A 14,064-nucleotide genomic window follows, 5' to 3' on the forward strand; every position below is an offset into this window, starting at 1 on the left:
TCTTAACTCCTGTAATCTGCATTGATCTCAATGTACCCGTGAGTCAGGTCACAGCCCCAGGCAGAGGCGCTCTCCTGTCCCATCTTCACGTCCGCGATGGCAGTCACTTCCGGCTCGGAGAGAATTTTTGTGGCCTCCTCCTCGCTGTAGTCCACGGCAGTGCCGTTCTCTATGATCTGGATCTTTCCTGCCTGGCTCTCAAAGAACAGATCCACCTTCTCCGGATCAAACTGGGCGCCGGAGTATCCCATGGCGCAGAGGATCCTTCCCCAGTTTGCATCATGGCCCGCGATGGCTGTCTTGGTCAGGTTGGAGCAGACGATAGCCTTTGCCAGCACCCTGGCCTGCTCTTTGCTCTCGGCTCCGATGACCTTGGCCTCAAAAAGAGCGGTGGCTCCCTCCCCGTCCCCGGCGATCTTCTTTGCCAGGTACTCGTTGATCACGTGGAGAGCTGCCTTAAACTCCTCATATTCCGGCGTGCCGCAGGTGATCTCCTCGTTTTCTGCCATTCCGTTGGCCAAAAGAAGGACCGTGTCATTGGTGGAAGTGTCCCCGTCCACAGAGATCATATTGTATGTATCCGGCACATCCTCGCTCAGGGCGCTCTGGAGCGCTTCCTTTGTGATGACAGCGTCTGTGGTGATGAAAGAGAGCATGGTGCACATGTTGGGGTGGATCATGCCGGAGCCCTTTGCCATGCCGCCGATGGTGACGGTCGTGTCTTTTACCTGGATGGTGACGGCGATCTCCTTCTCCTTTGTATCTGTAGTCATAATGGCCTTTGCCGCCTCTGTCCCTGCTTCAAGGGTGGAAGCTTTCTTCGGGGCCAGCGCCTCGATGCCGGCTTTCAGCTTCTCGATGGGCATCTGTTTCCCAATGACGCCCGTAGAGCCGATGAGCACGCCTTCCGGGTCAATGCCAAGGACCTCCCCGGCCTTGTCCGCTGTGTCTTTGCAGTATCCAAAGCCTTCTGCGCCTGTGCAGGCGTTGGCAATTCCTGAGTTTACAATGACAGCCTGTGATTTCTTTCCACTCTTTACCACCTGCTGGTCCCACTTTACGGGAGCTGCCTTTACTACATTTGTGGTAAAGGTTCCTGCTGTTACGCAGGGCACCTGGCTGTAGATCAGGGCCATATCTGTGCGGTCCTTGTACTTCAGTCCGGCCGCCGCATGGGCTGCCTCAAATCCTTTTGCCGCGGTCACGCCGCCTTCTATTCTCTCCATGTTATCCACCTTCCCCTGAAAATATTTTTATTGCTTTACTGTTCATTGAACGCCGTAATATTGGCGTCATTCAGCACAAAATCATAATAGTTCAGATCTTCTCTCTCTGTCCACCCAATGGTGTTCCAGAAAGCATTTCCAATATCATTTTTTGTAAATGCAATGAGACAGACTTTGTTGATCTGCTCCGCCTTCAGTGCTTCCATGGCCTTCACCACCATGGCTTTCCCTATGCCGTGACGGCGGTAGGCCTCGTCCACACACACGTGATAGAGGCATCCCCGCCTGCCGTCGTGTCCGCACAGAATGCTGCCCACGATCTTTCCGTCCTTTTCCGCCACCACGCTGGTGGTGGGATTTCTCATAAGGAAGCGTTCTACCCCTTCTCTGGAGTCATCAATGCTCCGGATTCCAAATCCCTTGATCTGCTTCCAGAGATGGTACACCTCCTCGTAATCGTCAATGGTCATCTCACGGATTGTCATATCTGGTCACCTCTACGGGAACATGGGCACAAGATCCAGCCCCTCATCCTCCGGCAGTCCGAAGGCAAGGTTCATGTTCTGCACCGCCTGTCCGGCCGCTCCTTTCACAAGATTATCAATGGCTCCCATCATAATGATGCGGCCGGTCCTCTCATCGATCTTAAAGCCGATATCCACGTAATTGCTGCCCTCCACCCACTTAGTCTCGGGGTAGACGCCCTCATCGAGGAGGCGGATGAATTTCTCATCTTTATAATATTTCTCGTACACGGCCTTCACATCCGCATAGGTCACATTCTTTGTCAGCTTTGCGTACTCTGTGGCAAGGATTCCTCGGTTCATGGGCACGAGATGGGGCGTAAAATTCAGCACCACCTGGTGTCCGCAGGCATATCCCAGCTGCTCCTCTATCTCCGGGGTGTGCCTGTGGGAGGCCACGCCGTAAGCCTTCATATTTTCATTGACCTCGCAGAAGAGGTTCGGCACCTTGGCTCCTCTGCCGGCGCCGGATGTACCGGACTTGGCGTCAATGATCAGTGTGTCCATGTCAATGAGTCCTTCTTTTGCAAGAGGATAGGCTGTCAGGATGGAACAAGTGGTATAGCATCCCGGGTTGGCGATCAGCCGGGCATTCTTCACATCCTCCCTGTTGATCTCGCACAGGCCGTAAACGGCCTCTTTTATAAATTCCGGGCTCTTGTGCTCTATGCCGTACCACTTCTCATAGGTAGCCACGTCCTTGATGCGGAAATCCGCGCTCAGGTCGATGATCTTCACCTTGCTTAAGATATCCTCATTTACAAGGGAAGCGCACAGGCCCTGTGGAGTTGCCGTGAATATCACGTCCGCCGCTGCGGCCAGCTCATCCATATTGTCATCCATGCAGACTGCATCCACGATCTGGAACATATTCTGGTACACACTTGCGTACTTCTTATCTATATAACTTCTGGAGCCGTACCACACGATCTCGGCATCCTTATGCCCCATCAGAATGCGGACCAGCTCTGCCCCCGCGTATCCGGTGGAACCGATAATTCCTGCTTTTATCATCTCACGCATATCCTTTCTTATTAAAATAGAATAACACTTGTTAAAGTTTATACCACTTTTCATTCCGTGTAAAGTAGATTGCCGGAACTTTTTACCTGTCACATTTCGGTACTGCATGATTATACATCTCTTATGAATATTATGCAAGTTTTTTCTCCATCCATTTCTATTTTTCTTCGTGCGCCCTTCCTCTGCGCCCCATATATCCGCCTTCATTTCCCTTCTGTTTTCCCCTATTTTTATGCGGTTTTTCTCCGCATTTCAGGATTGCCCGGAAGGACTTTGTATAATATACACTAAAATCAGTTTTTTTGACATTATGCTTGCATAATTATAAAATATAGTGTATAGTAAACTTTGCGATCAAGATTGTTTTAAGTGCCGCCCGGGGCGGCGCAGAAAAAATGAAAATATAGTTCAGGAGGAAGATACAATGAAAGAAAAAGTGGTACTTGCCTATTCAGGCGGACTTGACACAACAGCCGTTATCCCGTGGCTGAAGGAGACATTCGGATACGACGTCATCTGCTGCTGCGTAAACTGCGGACAGGGAGAAGAGCTGGACGGTCTCGAGGAGAGGGCAAAAATGTCCGGCGCTTCCAAATTATATATAGAAGATATCGTGGATGATTTCTGCGACAATTACATCGTTCCCTGCGTGCAGGCTCACGCAGTATATGAGAACAAATACCTGATCGGTACAGCTATGGCCCGCCCGGCCATCACAAAGCGTCTCGTTGAGATCGCAAGGAAAGAGGGAGCTGTCGCAATCTGCCACGGCGCAACAGGTAAGGGCAATGACCAGATCCGCTTTGAGCTTGCCATCAAAGCGCTGGCTCCGGATATCAAGATCATCGCTCCATGGCGTATGACAGACCTGTGGACCATGCAGTCCAGGGAAGACGAGATCGAGTACTGCCGCCAGCACGGCATTGATCTTCCTTTTGATGCAAAGCACAGCTACAGCCGTGACCGCAACCTGTGGCACATCAGCCACGAGGGTCTGGAGCTGGAGGATCCAGCCAATGAGCCCAACTATGACGATCTTCTGGTCCTCACCGTGACTCCCGAGCAGGCACCGGACGAGCCGGAGTATGTGACCATGACATTCGAAAAAGGTATTCCCAAGAGCATCAACGGCGTGGAGATGAAAGTCTCTGACATCATCCGTAAGCTGAATGAACTGGGCGGCAAGCACGGCATCGGCATCATTGACATCGTAGAGAACCGTGTCGTAGGCATGAAATCCAGGGGCGTCTATGAGACTCCTGGCGGAACCATCCTCTACGAGGCTCACCAGCAGCTGGAGGAGCTGGTTCTGGACCGCGCCACATCTGAGGTGAAAAAGGAGATGGCCGACAAGCTTTCCCAGGTTGTGTACGAGGGCAAATGGTTCACACCTCTGCGGGAGGCCATCCAGGCATTTGTGGAGAGCACTCAGGAGTATGTGACCGGCGAAGTGAAATTCAAGCTCTACAAGGGCAATATCATCAAGGCCGGCACCACCTCTCCCTACTCACTGTACAGCGAGTCACTGGCAAGCTTCACAACAGGCGACATGTATGACCACCATGACGCCGACGGCTTCATCACCCTGTTCGGACTGCCACTGAAGGTCCGCGCTATGAAGATGCAGGAGATGAAAAAAGAGAACGAGAGCAAATAGTAAAAGGTAAAAGGGGACGTAATACTCCTCAAAAGTATTACGTCCCAAATTCATTTAACTGGTGTGTAATTGTGTCAATCCGAAATCAACTTATTTCACAAATTACAGTCATATCATATTTTATCTGTCAAAAAAAGCAAGAGCTTTTCCTCATAATAGTGGAGAAGCTCTTGCTTTTCAATTCTCATATCTGTAATGGCCGACAACTTCGCCAAGCGCATGTGACACAATTACACACCAGTTGGTTCAAATCCGGACGTAACACTTTTGAAAGATATTACGTCCCCACTTTCTTGTTTTTCAACCCGGACCGTTTCCAGAGCCAAAGGCCTGACAGCACAACAAACAGCGCCCCGCCGATCAACTCAATTTCATAAATGATGTTCTCACTTGTAGTTCCCATCACTGGCAGCGCAGAGCACACGATAGCCACTCCACAGATCACCAGCTCTGAGTATCCGAGAAAACAGCCCCACTTTTTATTTCTTGTCATCTGGTAAAGTTCCGGCTTATCTTCTTTCTCTCTCTTGATCTTAATGTACGCCGCAAACAAGAGCACGTACGGGAACAGGGAGGTCAGTGCTGTCATAGTGACAAGCACATTGTAGATCGTCTCCACCGCTGAGAAAAGGTTGACTCCTGCCAGGAGCACCGTGATCAGGACGGCCTGGAACAGGATGGCTTTCTCCGGAATATCATACTGATTTTTCTTCATGAATTTTTCCGAGAAGATCCCAGGCTCCGAATAGCCAAACAGCATCTTCACCGGCTGTACAATGTACAGGACAAGAGCTCCCAGGACAGAAAGCGCGATCCCGAACGCCAGTACCTGCACAAGGATCTGCGGAACTCCCAGGAGTTCACTGGCCTTGGCCAGCGCGTCCAGCGTGCCTGTGTACGCAAAGATTTCCGATGTGGGCAAAAGCATGGTCATGCAGACAGCTCCCACAACATAGAGCACGCAGATCAGTCCCGCCGCTATCATGATGGCACGGGGATAGTCCTTCTGTGGATTTTTCATGTCAGACACAAAGTTGGCCGTGAATTCCGCACCTGTGTAGGCAAAAGTAATTCCCGAGATGGCAACAAGCGAATTCATGTTCATCTTGGGTGTCATCGTGGCCACCGTGTACTCGGAAGCACTGGGAGCCACCTTCAGGACCACTATGGCCAGGATCGCCATGCCGATCAGAAATATGGTCGGTATCACAGACCCGAAGGCACCCACACTGGTAAAATATTTTCCAAGCTTCATGCCCCTCATGCTGACAAAGGACAAGCCCCATATTACCACCAGCGACATGATCAGCACAAAGGCTTTATTGTCCGCCAGCTCCGGCCTTCCGATCATATAGCTGAAGTTGATGGCAAGGAAGGTCAGAAATGAGGCATACCAGAATATCAGCGCTGTCCAGTGCATCCAGGATACAAGGAAGCCGTATTTTGTTCCAAAGGCAATCTTCACCCAGTCGTTCAGCCCTCCGTCCGTGGGATAAGCCGAGGCCAGCTCCGCACACATCAGCGCCTGCGGGATAAAGAAGACCAGCATGAAAATGACCCACATGGGGATTGCCCCCAACCCCAGGCCAAAACTGTCTGAGGTTGATTTGGCAATCCATCTGATCCCGTAGAGTGCAGAGACATTCATCAACACAAGTTCCCGAAAACTGATTTTTTTATACTTGATGGTCCTCACCCCTTTCGGTCCTGTCTTCTGTTTTTAGAGACCGTTTCTCTTTACTTTATAGTCGTAGTCTCTGTGGAACACATGCTCCCCGTTGATGGAGGCATCCATATAGCCGGTGATATAAAAGTTTTCCAGGTCTGATGTCTGAGTCACCACGATATCGCAGTCTGTAAGCCAGCCTTCCCGGCCGTTCTTCATTTTCTGATAGATCGTGTACTTTGCTGACAGAGGATCCTTGTTGCTCATGGTCAGTTCTCTCTTCAGATTGTGCTCCACAACCGTTCCGATATCGTCAAAGCGGTACACGCCCTCGCCGAACACGCCTCCCACACCATCTGTGATAGAGGTCCATGTATCTGTGATCAGATCGTATGTGATCTGTCTGTCCACATGCCCCGGCGAAAGTGTAGTCATCGGTGTGAGCGGTGCACATCTTGCCTCCATATCCGGTCCCTTTGCGTCCTTCCCCTTAAACAAAGGCAGGGCAAATTTTGCAGTGGACAGATCCAGCCTCAGTGTAGCCAGCTCCGGCGACGGCCAGATCATAGGCCAGAAGGAATTGGCTATCGCAAGTCTGATCCTGTGTCCGGCAGGGAAGTTGTGTCCGCACACGTCCAGCTGTACCTTTGCCTTGTACTTCTTTCCAGTCTCCAGATAAACCACCTTCTCGTGCCCCTCCAGATGGGTCAGGTTCATCAGTCCGTAGGACACTCTTGTGGCTGCTCCGTCAGGATGAATGTCACAGAGTTCCGCATAGAGGAACGCATTTGGCTTGTCGCTGGTAAATTCCACCTCAAATTCAGGATATCCCAGGATCTCCATCTCCTCTTCCAAAATATCAGAGTCAAACACCATAGCCATGCCATCGTCTACCCGCATATCCGCCGGGCTCTCTCCCGGGACGCCAGCCCCCATCCACTCGTTGGCCAGAAGGCCATGGTTGGGCAGCGTGCACAGGTCTACCATTTCTGCTTTCTTGTTCTCTTCCTCCTGGAGATGTCCGTAAGTCATGGACAGCGTCTTCATCTCCACGTCATCTGAGGGCCACTGATCCAGGGCCACCCAGCGGCCGTCACTGACAGGATGCACGGTCTCCGGCTTCATGCTGTCCTCAAGCCAAACCTGTACCATAGGGCAGTCCAGCGTATCATTATCAATTCCTTTGAGCCATTTATCCCACCATTTTGTCGCTTCTCCCAGGAAATCCATGGCTGGCTGGGGTGCGCCGTCGTGGGCAAACACATGTGCCCAGGGCCCGATCAAAGCCTTTCTTGGAACGCTCAGCCCCTCCATCAGGGTAAGCACACTGTTGGTGTAGGAGTCAGCCCAGCCGTCCAGTGCAAAGACCGGCACCTTGATATCATCGTAGTTCACGCTTACTGAGCCATGCTTCCAGTAATCGTCCCTTGTCTGATGCTCCAGCCAGTTTGCCGGCCACAGAGGCATCTCCTCCAGGCGGCGGATAGACTCCTCCTTCCATGTGTCTGGTTTGATCTCTGAGTCAACGGCACGGCACATATAGGCCAACATAATATTTCCCCACCAGAAATTGTCATTCAGAAGGCAGCCGCCTTTATAATGGATGTCCTGCGTGTATCTGTCGTCCACAAATCCCACGCATATAATGGCCTTTAGCCCTTTAGGCTGCCTTGCAGCCACCTGCAGGGAATTAAAACCGCTCCAGGATTTTCCCATCATACCCACATTGCCGTCACACCAGGGCTGTCTCGCAATCCACTCGATACACTCCACTGCATCATCCTGTTCCTGTTTCAGGTACTCGTCATAGAAGCACTGGTCAGACTCTCCTGCTCCCCGCATATCTACGCGGACTACATTGTACCCCATACCAGCGAAAAATCCGTACATGGGCTCATCCCGCCCTCTCATGCCGTCCCGCTTACGGTAGGGCTGCGTCTCGAATACAGTCGGGACCGGCTTGTCCGTTTTCGGATGCCAGATACGGGCAGAGAGCCTGCACCCGTCCGACATGGTGATCCATTCGTTCTCGATCACATCCCACTCATATGGGAATTCCTCTCTCCCCATTACCCGCTTTGCTTTTGGTTCTACTTTAGCCATATTCTCAGACCTCCTTTTATAAAATAAATTTCATTTATGACTCTGCGGTTTTCTTTTTAGCATATTTTTTGGTCCAGATGATTGCCACGATCAGCCCGATAATGCCCATTGCTATCATATACATGTGGTTCAGATGATATCCCTGATATCCCGGGTAGGTATCCAGCAGTTTCCCTGCAATAGTGTAACTCAGAACTTCCGGAAGATAGCCGAAGGTAGATGCCATACCAATGGCCACTCCCCCCAGTTCCACCGGGATGCCTGCTTCTGAGATAAAGGAAAAATACAGTCCAAAGTTGGAGAACATACCTGCATACACCAGCACACACGCCACAACAACAAGGATCATCCTGGAGTCAGAACTCATTCTTCCCGTCATATCCATGATGATCACTCCTGCCACCATGAGTATATATCCCACGATCATGGTCTTGCTTTTTCCCACTTTGTCTCCTGCAAAACCGCCGATGGTGGCAGCAAAGGGACGGATATACTGGGACATGACTGTCAGTATGGCCGCGATCACGGCTGTAACCCCGATTATATTGCTGGCATAGGGCGTAAAGTAGTAGGAAGACATATTAAATGTATAGCTGGTGTAGATCATGATGATGATCAGCCACATGACAGGCATTTTCAAAACACTCAGGATCTGCTTGAGAGAAACCTGCTGTGAAGCTGTCTCTCCCACTGTATCTGGCTCTTTCAGGATAAAGATAAAAATAATCCCCACGATCAGAGGAGCCAGCGAATAGAACCATATGATCGCATCAATCCCCATGTATGGCATGGTTCTTGCCTCAAACACGCCAAAAATAGCTGTCGCCACAGCCAGATGGGCTGCATTGAACACGCCTCTGCCCCCCTCAAAAATTCCATATGCCCTGCTCTGCTCCTCGTCCGTTGCCTGTATCCGGACAATCTTCATAAGAGCAGGCCAGAACGTCAGAAGAGAGGTCACGCCCCACAGTCCGTAAATGGCTGCCAAAGCGTAGAAGTCGCTCACCACCAGATGCAGAAGTCCACCAAAGCCGGTGGCGATCATGGAAAAGATCAACAGTTTTTTCGCCTTGATCTTGTCCGCCAGGACCCCGCCTATAACGTAGGAGAATACACCGAGAAGGCCGTATGCACTTCCCAGAAGTCCCATCTGTGTGTTCGTCAGATTATACATACTCTGATAGGTGTCATAATAATAAGAACGAAAATACGGGAGTCCGTAGATGATCGAGCCGGCAAACGCCAGCAGAAGGATCGTTCCCAGATTTTTTTTGTAACCTTGTTTGGCCTCTTTAGCCATCCATACCGCCTCCATTCCATACTCTCATTTTCATGTGCGCCGCACTTTTCTTTGTAGAAATTATACCCGCATTGATAAGGGATTCACAAATTTCCCACTTTTCTTCTTACGATAATTTTTCTTTTCATAATTCAATTAAAATGATAATTCTTCGTTTTTTTATTCCCATTTCTCAAATTTTTTATTTATTTTTTATCTTTTTCATAACTTTTTCTCAATATATGATATTAGGCAGTAATTTTTAGTTAAATTCTCGCTTTTCAAATTTATTTTCCCAAAAATAGGTGTCCAAATTGCTGTTTATATGGTAAAATCTGTATTAAAATGTAATCTAAATCTAAACGCCGGGAGGGATGATCACATGAATTCAGGTTCCTTTTACGTGACTTTGGGCCAGAAACTCCGGGCCAGACGCCGGTCAAAGCATCTGACTTTAAGCGATCTGGCCGAAAAATTGAACAAAAGTGCAGCCACTATATCTAAATACGAAAAAGGTGAGATCTTTATCAGTATTGACACACTGGTGGATATCTGCAGAATTCTCAATATTGAAGTCTCCTCGCTTCTTCCTGACACCTGCATGACAGAAGACCCAAACGATGTAACAAGATACCAGAAATATTTTTCAGAATGTCTCTATCTCTACTGGTTTAATGGAGAAAAAAATAAACTGCAGAAAGCAGTTCTCATCAATCAGAAAATGTCTTTTAAAACTACCATGTATTATGATGTAGCTGATACAGCCAACTACTATGAGGCCAACTATGTATACGAGGGGAAGGTCTCCTACACAGACTCCTGCATTGATTTTATCCTGAGCTGTACAGAGCCTCCCTTTGACACGCTCACGTTCCGGCTGTCTTCCTTAAACCGCAACAATTCCTACAAGGTGGGCCTTCTGTCAACGATCAGCTATTTCTATCAGAATATTGCCATGAAAGTTATTGTCTCAGAGACTCCTCTGCCAGAAGATGAGCAGCTGGTCTCCTCTCTCCGCCTGACTACAGAAGAATTGAAAAATATCAAGCGCACCAATTTTTTCTACGCACAGTAAAAAGGCTGGCCTTTTCATCCAGCTCTCTCTCAGCTTCTTCCGCAGTTGGCACCCTGCATACTGTCTCCTGGGGAATCTCGTGCTGGAGTACGACCATGTCATATTTTTCCAGTTCTTTGTTGATACTGTCCACACAAGCTCGGTCCACCCTTCCGTTTGCCCCCGGGACAACCACAATGGTATTATCATTTTCTGACACAGTGATCATCGCCAGTCCTGTGACTATTCCTTTCATGTTCCGAACATGTCCGGTGCTGACGCCTGCCCCCTGCAAGGTAAGCTTCATCTTTCGTCCTCCCCTTTCTTTTCATCAGACCTGCATCTTTCCACGAGACAGATCTCAGCTATGTTTCACAAAACATGTACTATCTCGCACTCCAGAGACGCAGGGCATTTTTATACCAGATCTTATCCAGCTGACCCTCTGTAAGCCCCTTTTTCTTGAGCGCTTCCCACAGTCTCCCCATACGTCCGATATCAGGAATATCCATCTTTTGCATCCCGTCAAAACCGTCAAAGTCCGTCCCTATAGCGGGAAGGTCCATGCCTCCCACCTTGATCATATGCAGAACGTGGGCTGTCATCTCCTCCAGACGGGACGCATCCGGCGTTCCAAGAAAAGGACCGTAGAAGTTAAGCCCTGCCACGCCGCCGTTTTCTCCCAGCGCTTTAAGCATCTCATCTGTCAGATTCCTCGGGTGGTCTGCCAGGGCCCGACAGTTGGAGTGGGTAGCGGCCACCGGCTTTCTGCTATGCCGCAGGACATCCCAGAATACACCGTCAGACGCGTGGGAGATATCTACGATCATTCCCAGCCCATTCATCTTCTCTACCACCTGGATGCCAAAAGGCGTCAACCCTTTCTCCATAAGCAGACGGTCCCGGCTGTTAGGGGCACCTATGCAGTTCTCATAGTTCCAGAGAAGTGTCATAAGCCGCACGCCTCTTTCATACAGCTCCTCCAGCCGCGCCAGCCTGCCATTCAATACGCCGCCTTCCTCCACTGTGAGAACAGCCGCTATTTTCCCCTTTTTATGAATTATTTCTATATCTGCCGGCTCTTTTGCCATCTCCAGCCGGCCGCTGCAGCGCTCTGTCTGTGCCGCCATGTAGTCGATCATATCAAGCACATGCCAGTACCCTGCCTCATACTGTTCTTCGGGCGTGTTCCCATCCATGGCATCCCGGTAGACAAAACAGGCAAAAAACTGAGCCATTGCCCCTTCACTCTCCAGTTTCCGAATACTGACAGAGCCGTCATTGTCGAGAAGATCCCCCTCACCTTCCAGATCCATCAGTCTCCAGAGTGTATCGCAGTGCAGATCGATCAAATTCATGTCTTATGACCTCCTTTTGTACATATACTATACTACACTATTTTCTAGGAGGAAAGAGTATGACTCCTGTTATCGGGATTGTCACCTGCGGCTTTGAGGGGAACCGCCAGTTCGTCACCGACAGCTACATCTCTGCCGTCTGCCGGGCGGGCGGCTGCCCCGTGCTCCTGCCCTGCGTGGAGGACGAAGAGCAGAAACTGATGGAGGTCATGGCTGCCTGCTGCCACGGTTTTCTCTTCTGCGGCGGCGGGGACATTACACCGTTTCTTCTGGATCGCCCTCCCCTATCCCCCTCCGGGGAGACCGACATAAAAACAGACATATTTCAGATCCTTTTCCTGAAATATGTCCTTACTATGACAAAGCCTGTCCTTGCCATCTGCCGGGGCATGCAGGTCATGAATGCCGCCTGCGGCGGGGAACTTCTGCAGGATCTGTCCCTCCGGGAAGAGCCTGTCCTCAACCATATGCAAAGATCCCGTCTCCGCAGCGATTTCTGTCACACAGTCTCCTTCAAAAAAGATAGCATGCTATATAAGATTTTCGGGGAAAATACAGCTGTCAACAGTTTTCACCACCAGGCAGTCCTGACACCGGGAGGGCGCCTCCAGGTCACTGCACAGGCTCCTGACGGCATCCCCGAGGCACTGGAGATGGAAGGACACCCCTTTGCCTTGGGTGTCCAGTGGCATCCCGAGTGTATGACTCGCTCCCTCAATATGCGGCGTCTCTTTCTTGCCTTTGTTGAGGCGGCCAAAAAACTGGATCCCGCAGAAATCAGCTGACAGCTGCCGGCCTGCTTTACAGTTTTCTTTTGATCTTGCTCCAGATTACAGTCGAGAGGATCACCGCAATATAATCCGTGATAGCCTGTCCGTAGATCACACCATCCAGTCCGGCTACTGCCTCCAGCAGATAGAGCAGGGGGATCAGCAGCACACCCTGTCTCATAACGGACAGGATGGTTGCCGGCAAAGCATGCTCCACTGACTGCATACAGTTCATATTTACAAAAAGAATGCCTATAAAGGGACCGGAGACCATATAGGCCACCAGCATCTCCACACCATAGCGGACCACATCATTGTCACTAATGAACAGACGGATGATAGGCTCTCTCGCAACAAAGAAAAGGACTGTCGCCGCCACACCCACAATGACACAGCATTTTTTCGTGAAGCGCTCCACTTCCTGGAACCTTTTCATACTTCCTGCCCCATAGCTGTAGCCCAGGAGGGGCTGTATGCCATTTGCCAACCCCATCTGCAGGAAGGTGATAAACATGTTGGCCTTGAACACAATGCCGATGGCTGCCACCGGATCATTTCCGTAAGCCACAAGGATCTGGTTCAGGACAATCGTGGACACACTCATAAGCGCGGAAAATATAGCTGTGGGAAGGCCTGTTGAGCAGACTCCTTTCAGGATACCCTCCCTGCAGGTGAAATCCTTCGGACGCAAAGACATAACCTTGGATCTTCTCAGGAAATACCAGAGATAATAGGCGCTGGCCATGAGATTTCCAATGGTGGTGGCAATAGCTGCACCGGCCGCTCCCATGCCAAAGCCGGATATAAAAATAGGATCCAGCACAATGTTCGCAATGGTCCCGATCATGCTTCCGATCATGGCCTCCCGGCTGTCCCCTTCCGCCCGGACCACGAAGCTGGCCGCTGCGGACCAGATAATAAAAGGCGCCCCCACAGCCACATAGACCGTATATCCTCTCGCGTATTCATAGGTCTGGGCATCCGCCCCAAACAGAGACAAAATGGGGCCTGTGAACACAAGGAGGATCACTGCAAAAAGCACGCCTACAATGAGAGAAGCGTAGGTGACAAAGGCAGATACCTGCCGCACCCTCTTCTCATTTTTCTGCCCCAGAGCCATGGATGCGGCGGCGCTGCCGCCCATGCCGAACATATTGGCAAATGCCATGAAGAGAATAAAAATGGGATTTGTCAGACTCACAGCTGCCACCTGAAGAGCATCGCCAGTCTGTCCCACAAAAAAAGTATCTGCCATGTTGTAGACTACTGTCACAAGACTGCTGATCACGCTGGGGATGGCCATCTTGGCCACAGCCTTCGACACCTTCATGGTGCCCATCCAATCTTTTTCCAGTTCCGTTTCTTTCATTTTCCGTCTCTTCTCCTTCCAGTTTCATTCAGAAT

12 protein-coding genes are annotated in these 14,064 nt (G+C 50.3%); 3 read left to right on the forward strand and 9 right to left on the reverse strand.

Annotated features, from left to right (window positions below):
- Positions 1-2: 2 nt before the first annotated feature.
- From argJ to argC, 3 genes are read right to left on the reverse strand one after another with little or no spacing between them, the layout of a single operon-like run.
- Entirely contained in the window at positions 3-1,226 is a 1,224-nt protein-coding gene (argJ, locus tag Q5911_RS00530) for a bifunctional glutamate N-acetyltransferase/amino-acid acetyltransferase ArgJ (RefSeq protein ID WP_303180121.1), read from the reverse strand.
- A gap of 35 nt (positions 1,227-1,261) precedes the next feature.
- A complete protein-coding gene (locus tag Q5911_RS00535) occupies positions 1,262-1,711 on the reverse strand; it encodes a GNAT family N-acetyltransferase (protein ID WP_076776556.1) in 450 nt (149 codons plus the stop codon).
- Between the two features lie 12 nt (positions 1,712-1,723).
- On the reverse strand, positions 1,724-2,764 hold the full coding sequence (argC, locus tag Q5911_RS00540; RefSeq protein ID WP_303180123.1) for an N-acetyl-gamma-glutamyl-phosphate reductase: 1,041 nt from the start codon (positions 2,762-2,764) through the stop codon (positions 1,724-1,726).
- 433 nt (positions 2,765-3,197) lie between these two features.
- Here argC and Q5911_RS00545 point away from each other — a divergent pair, with 433 nt between their 5' ends.
- Entirely contained in the window at positions 3,198-4,430 is a 1,233-nt protein-coding gene (locus Q5911_RS00545) for an argininosuccinate synthase (RefSeq protein ID WP_226394716.1), read from the forward strand.
- Positions 4,431-4,707: 277 nt separating this feature from the next.
- Here Q5911_RS00545 and Q5911_RS00550 read toward each other — a convergent pair whose 3' ends face one another.
- Genes Q5911_RS00550 through Q5911_RS00560 form a run of 3 tightly spaced genes read right to left on the reverse strand, consistent with a single transcriptional unit; the run spans position 4,708 to position 9,499 of the window.
- Positions 4,708-6,126 (reverse strand): APC family permease, encoded by a 1,419-nt coding sequence (locus Q5911_RS00550; RefSeq protein WP_331467134.1) that lies wholly within the window; start codon positions 6,124-6,126, stop codon positions 4,708-4,710.
- Positions 6,127-6,150: 24 nt separating this feature from the next.
- Complete coding sequence (locus Q5911_RS00555) at positions 6,151-8,199, reverse strand: CocE/NonD family hydrolase (protein ID WP_281724674.1); 2,049 nt, start codon at positions 8,197-8,199, stop codon at positions 6,151-6,153.
- A 34-nt stretch (positions 8,200-8,233) separates the two neighbouring features.
- On the reverse strand, positions 8,234-9,499 hold the full coding sequence (locus tag Q5911_RS00560; RefSeq protein WP_303180127.1) for an MFS transporter: 1,266 nt from the start codon (positions 9,497-9,499) through the stop codon (positions 8,234-8,236).
- A gap of 361 nt (positions 9,500-9,860) precedes the next feature.
- Between Q5911_RS00560 and Q5911_RS00565 the strand changes: the two genes are divergently transcribed.
- Positions 9,861-10,553 carry a helix-turn-helix domain-containing protein gene (locus Q5911_RS00565; protein ID WP_303180129.1) on the forward strand — a complete coding sequence of 231 codons (693 nt, stop codon included), beginning with the start codon at positions 9,861-9,863 and terminating at the stop codon, positions 10,551-10,553.
- Here the strand turns inward: Q5911_RS00565 and Q5911_RS00570 are convergent.
- A complete protein-coding gene (locus tag Q5911_RS00570; RefSeq protein WP_303180131.1) occupies positions 10,522-10,839 on the reverse strand; it encodes a PfkB family carbohydrate kinase in 318 nt (105 codons plus the stop codon). The genes Q5911_RS00565 and Q5911_RS00570 overlap by 32 nt on opposite strands.
- A 79-nt stretch (positions 10,840-10,918) precedes the next feature.
- A complete protein-coding gene (locus Q5911_RS00575; protein WP_303180134.1) occupies positions 10,919-11,890 on the reverse strand; it encodes a dipeptidase in 972 nt (323 codons plus the stop codon).
- Between the two features lie 59 nt (positions 11,891-11,949).
- On the opposite strand from Q5911_RS00575, the gene Q5911_RS00580 reads away from it, so the two are divergent.
- A complete protein-coding gene (locus tag Q5911_RS00580; RefSeq protein WP_226394721.1) occupies positions 11,950-12,675 on the forward strand; it encodes a gamma-glutamyl-gamma-aminobutyrate hydrolase family protein in 726 nt (241 codons plus the stop codon).
- A 16-nt stretch (positions 12,676-12,691) separates the two neighbouring features.
- Here Q5911_RS00580 and Q5911_RS00585 read toward each other — a convergent pair whose 3' ends face one another.
- On the reverse strand, positions 12,692-14,029 hold the full coding sequence (locus tag Q5911_RS00585; RefSeq protein ID WP_303180137.1) for an MATE family efflux transporter: 1,338 nt from the start codon (positions 14,027-14,029) through the stop codon (positions 12,692-12,694).
- Positions 14,030-14,064 lie beyond the last annotated feature (35 nt).

The sequence above is a fragment of the Lachnoclostridium phocaeense genome (assembly GCF_959599685.1).
Taxonomy (GTDB): Bacteria; Bacillota; Clostridia; order Lachnospirales; family Lachnospiraceae; genus Claveliimonas; species Claveliimonas monacensis.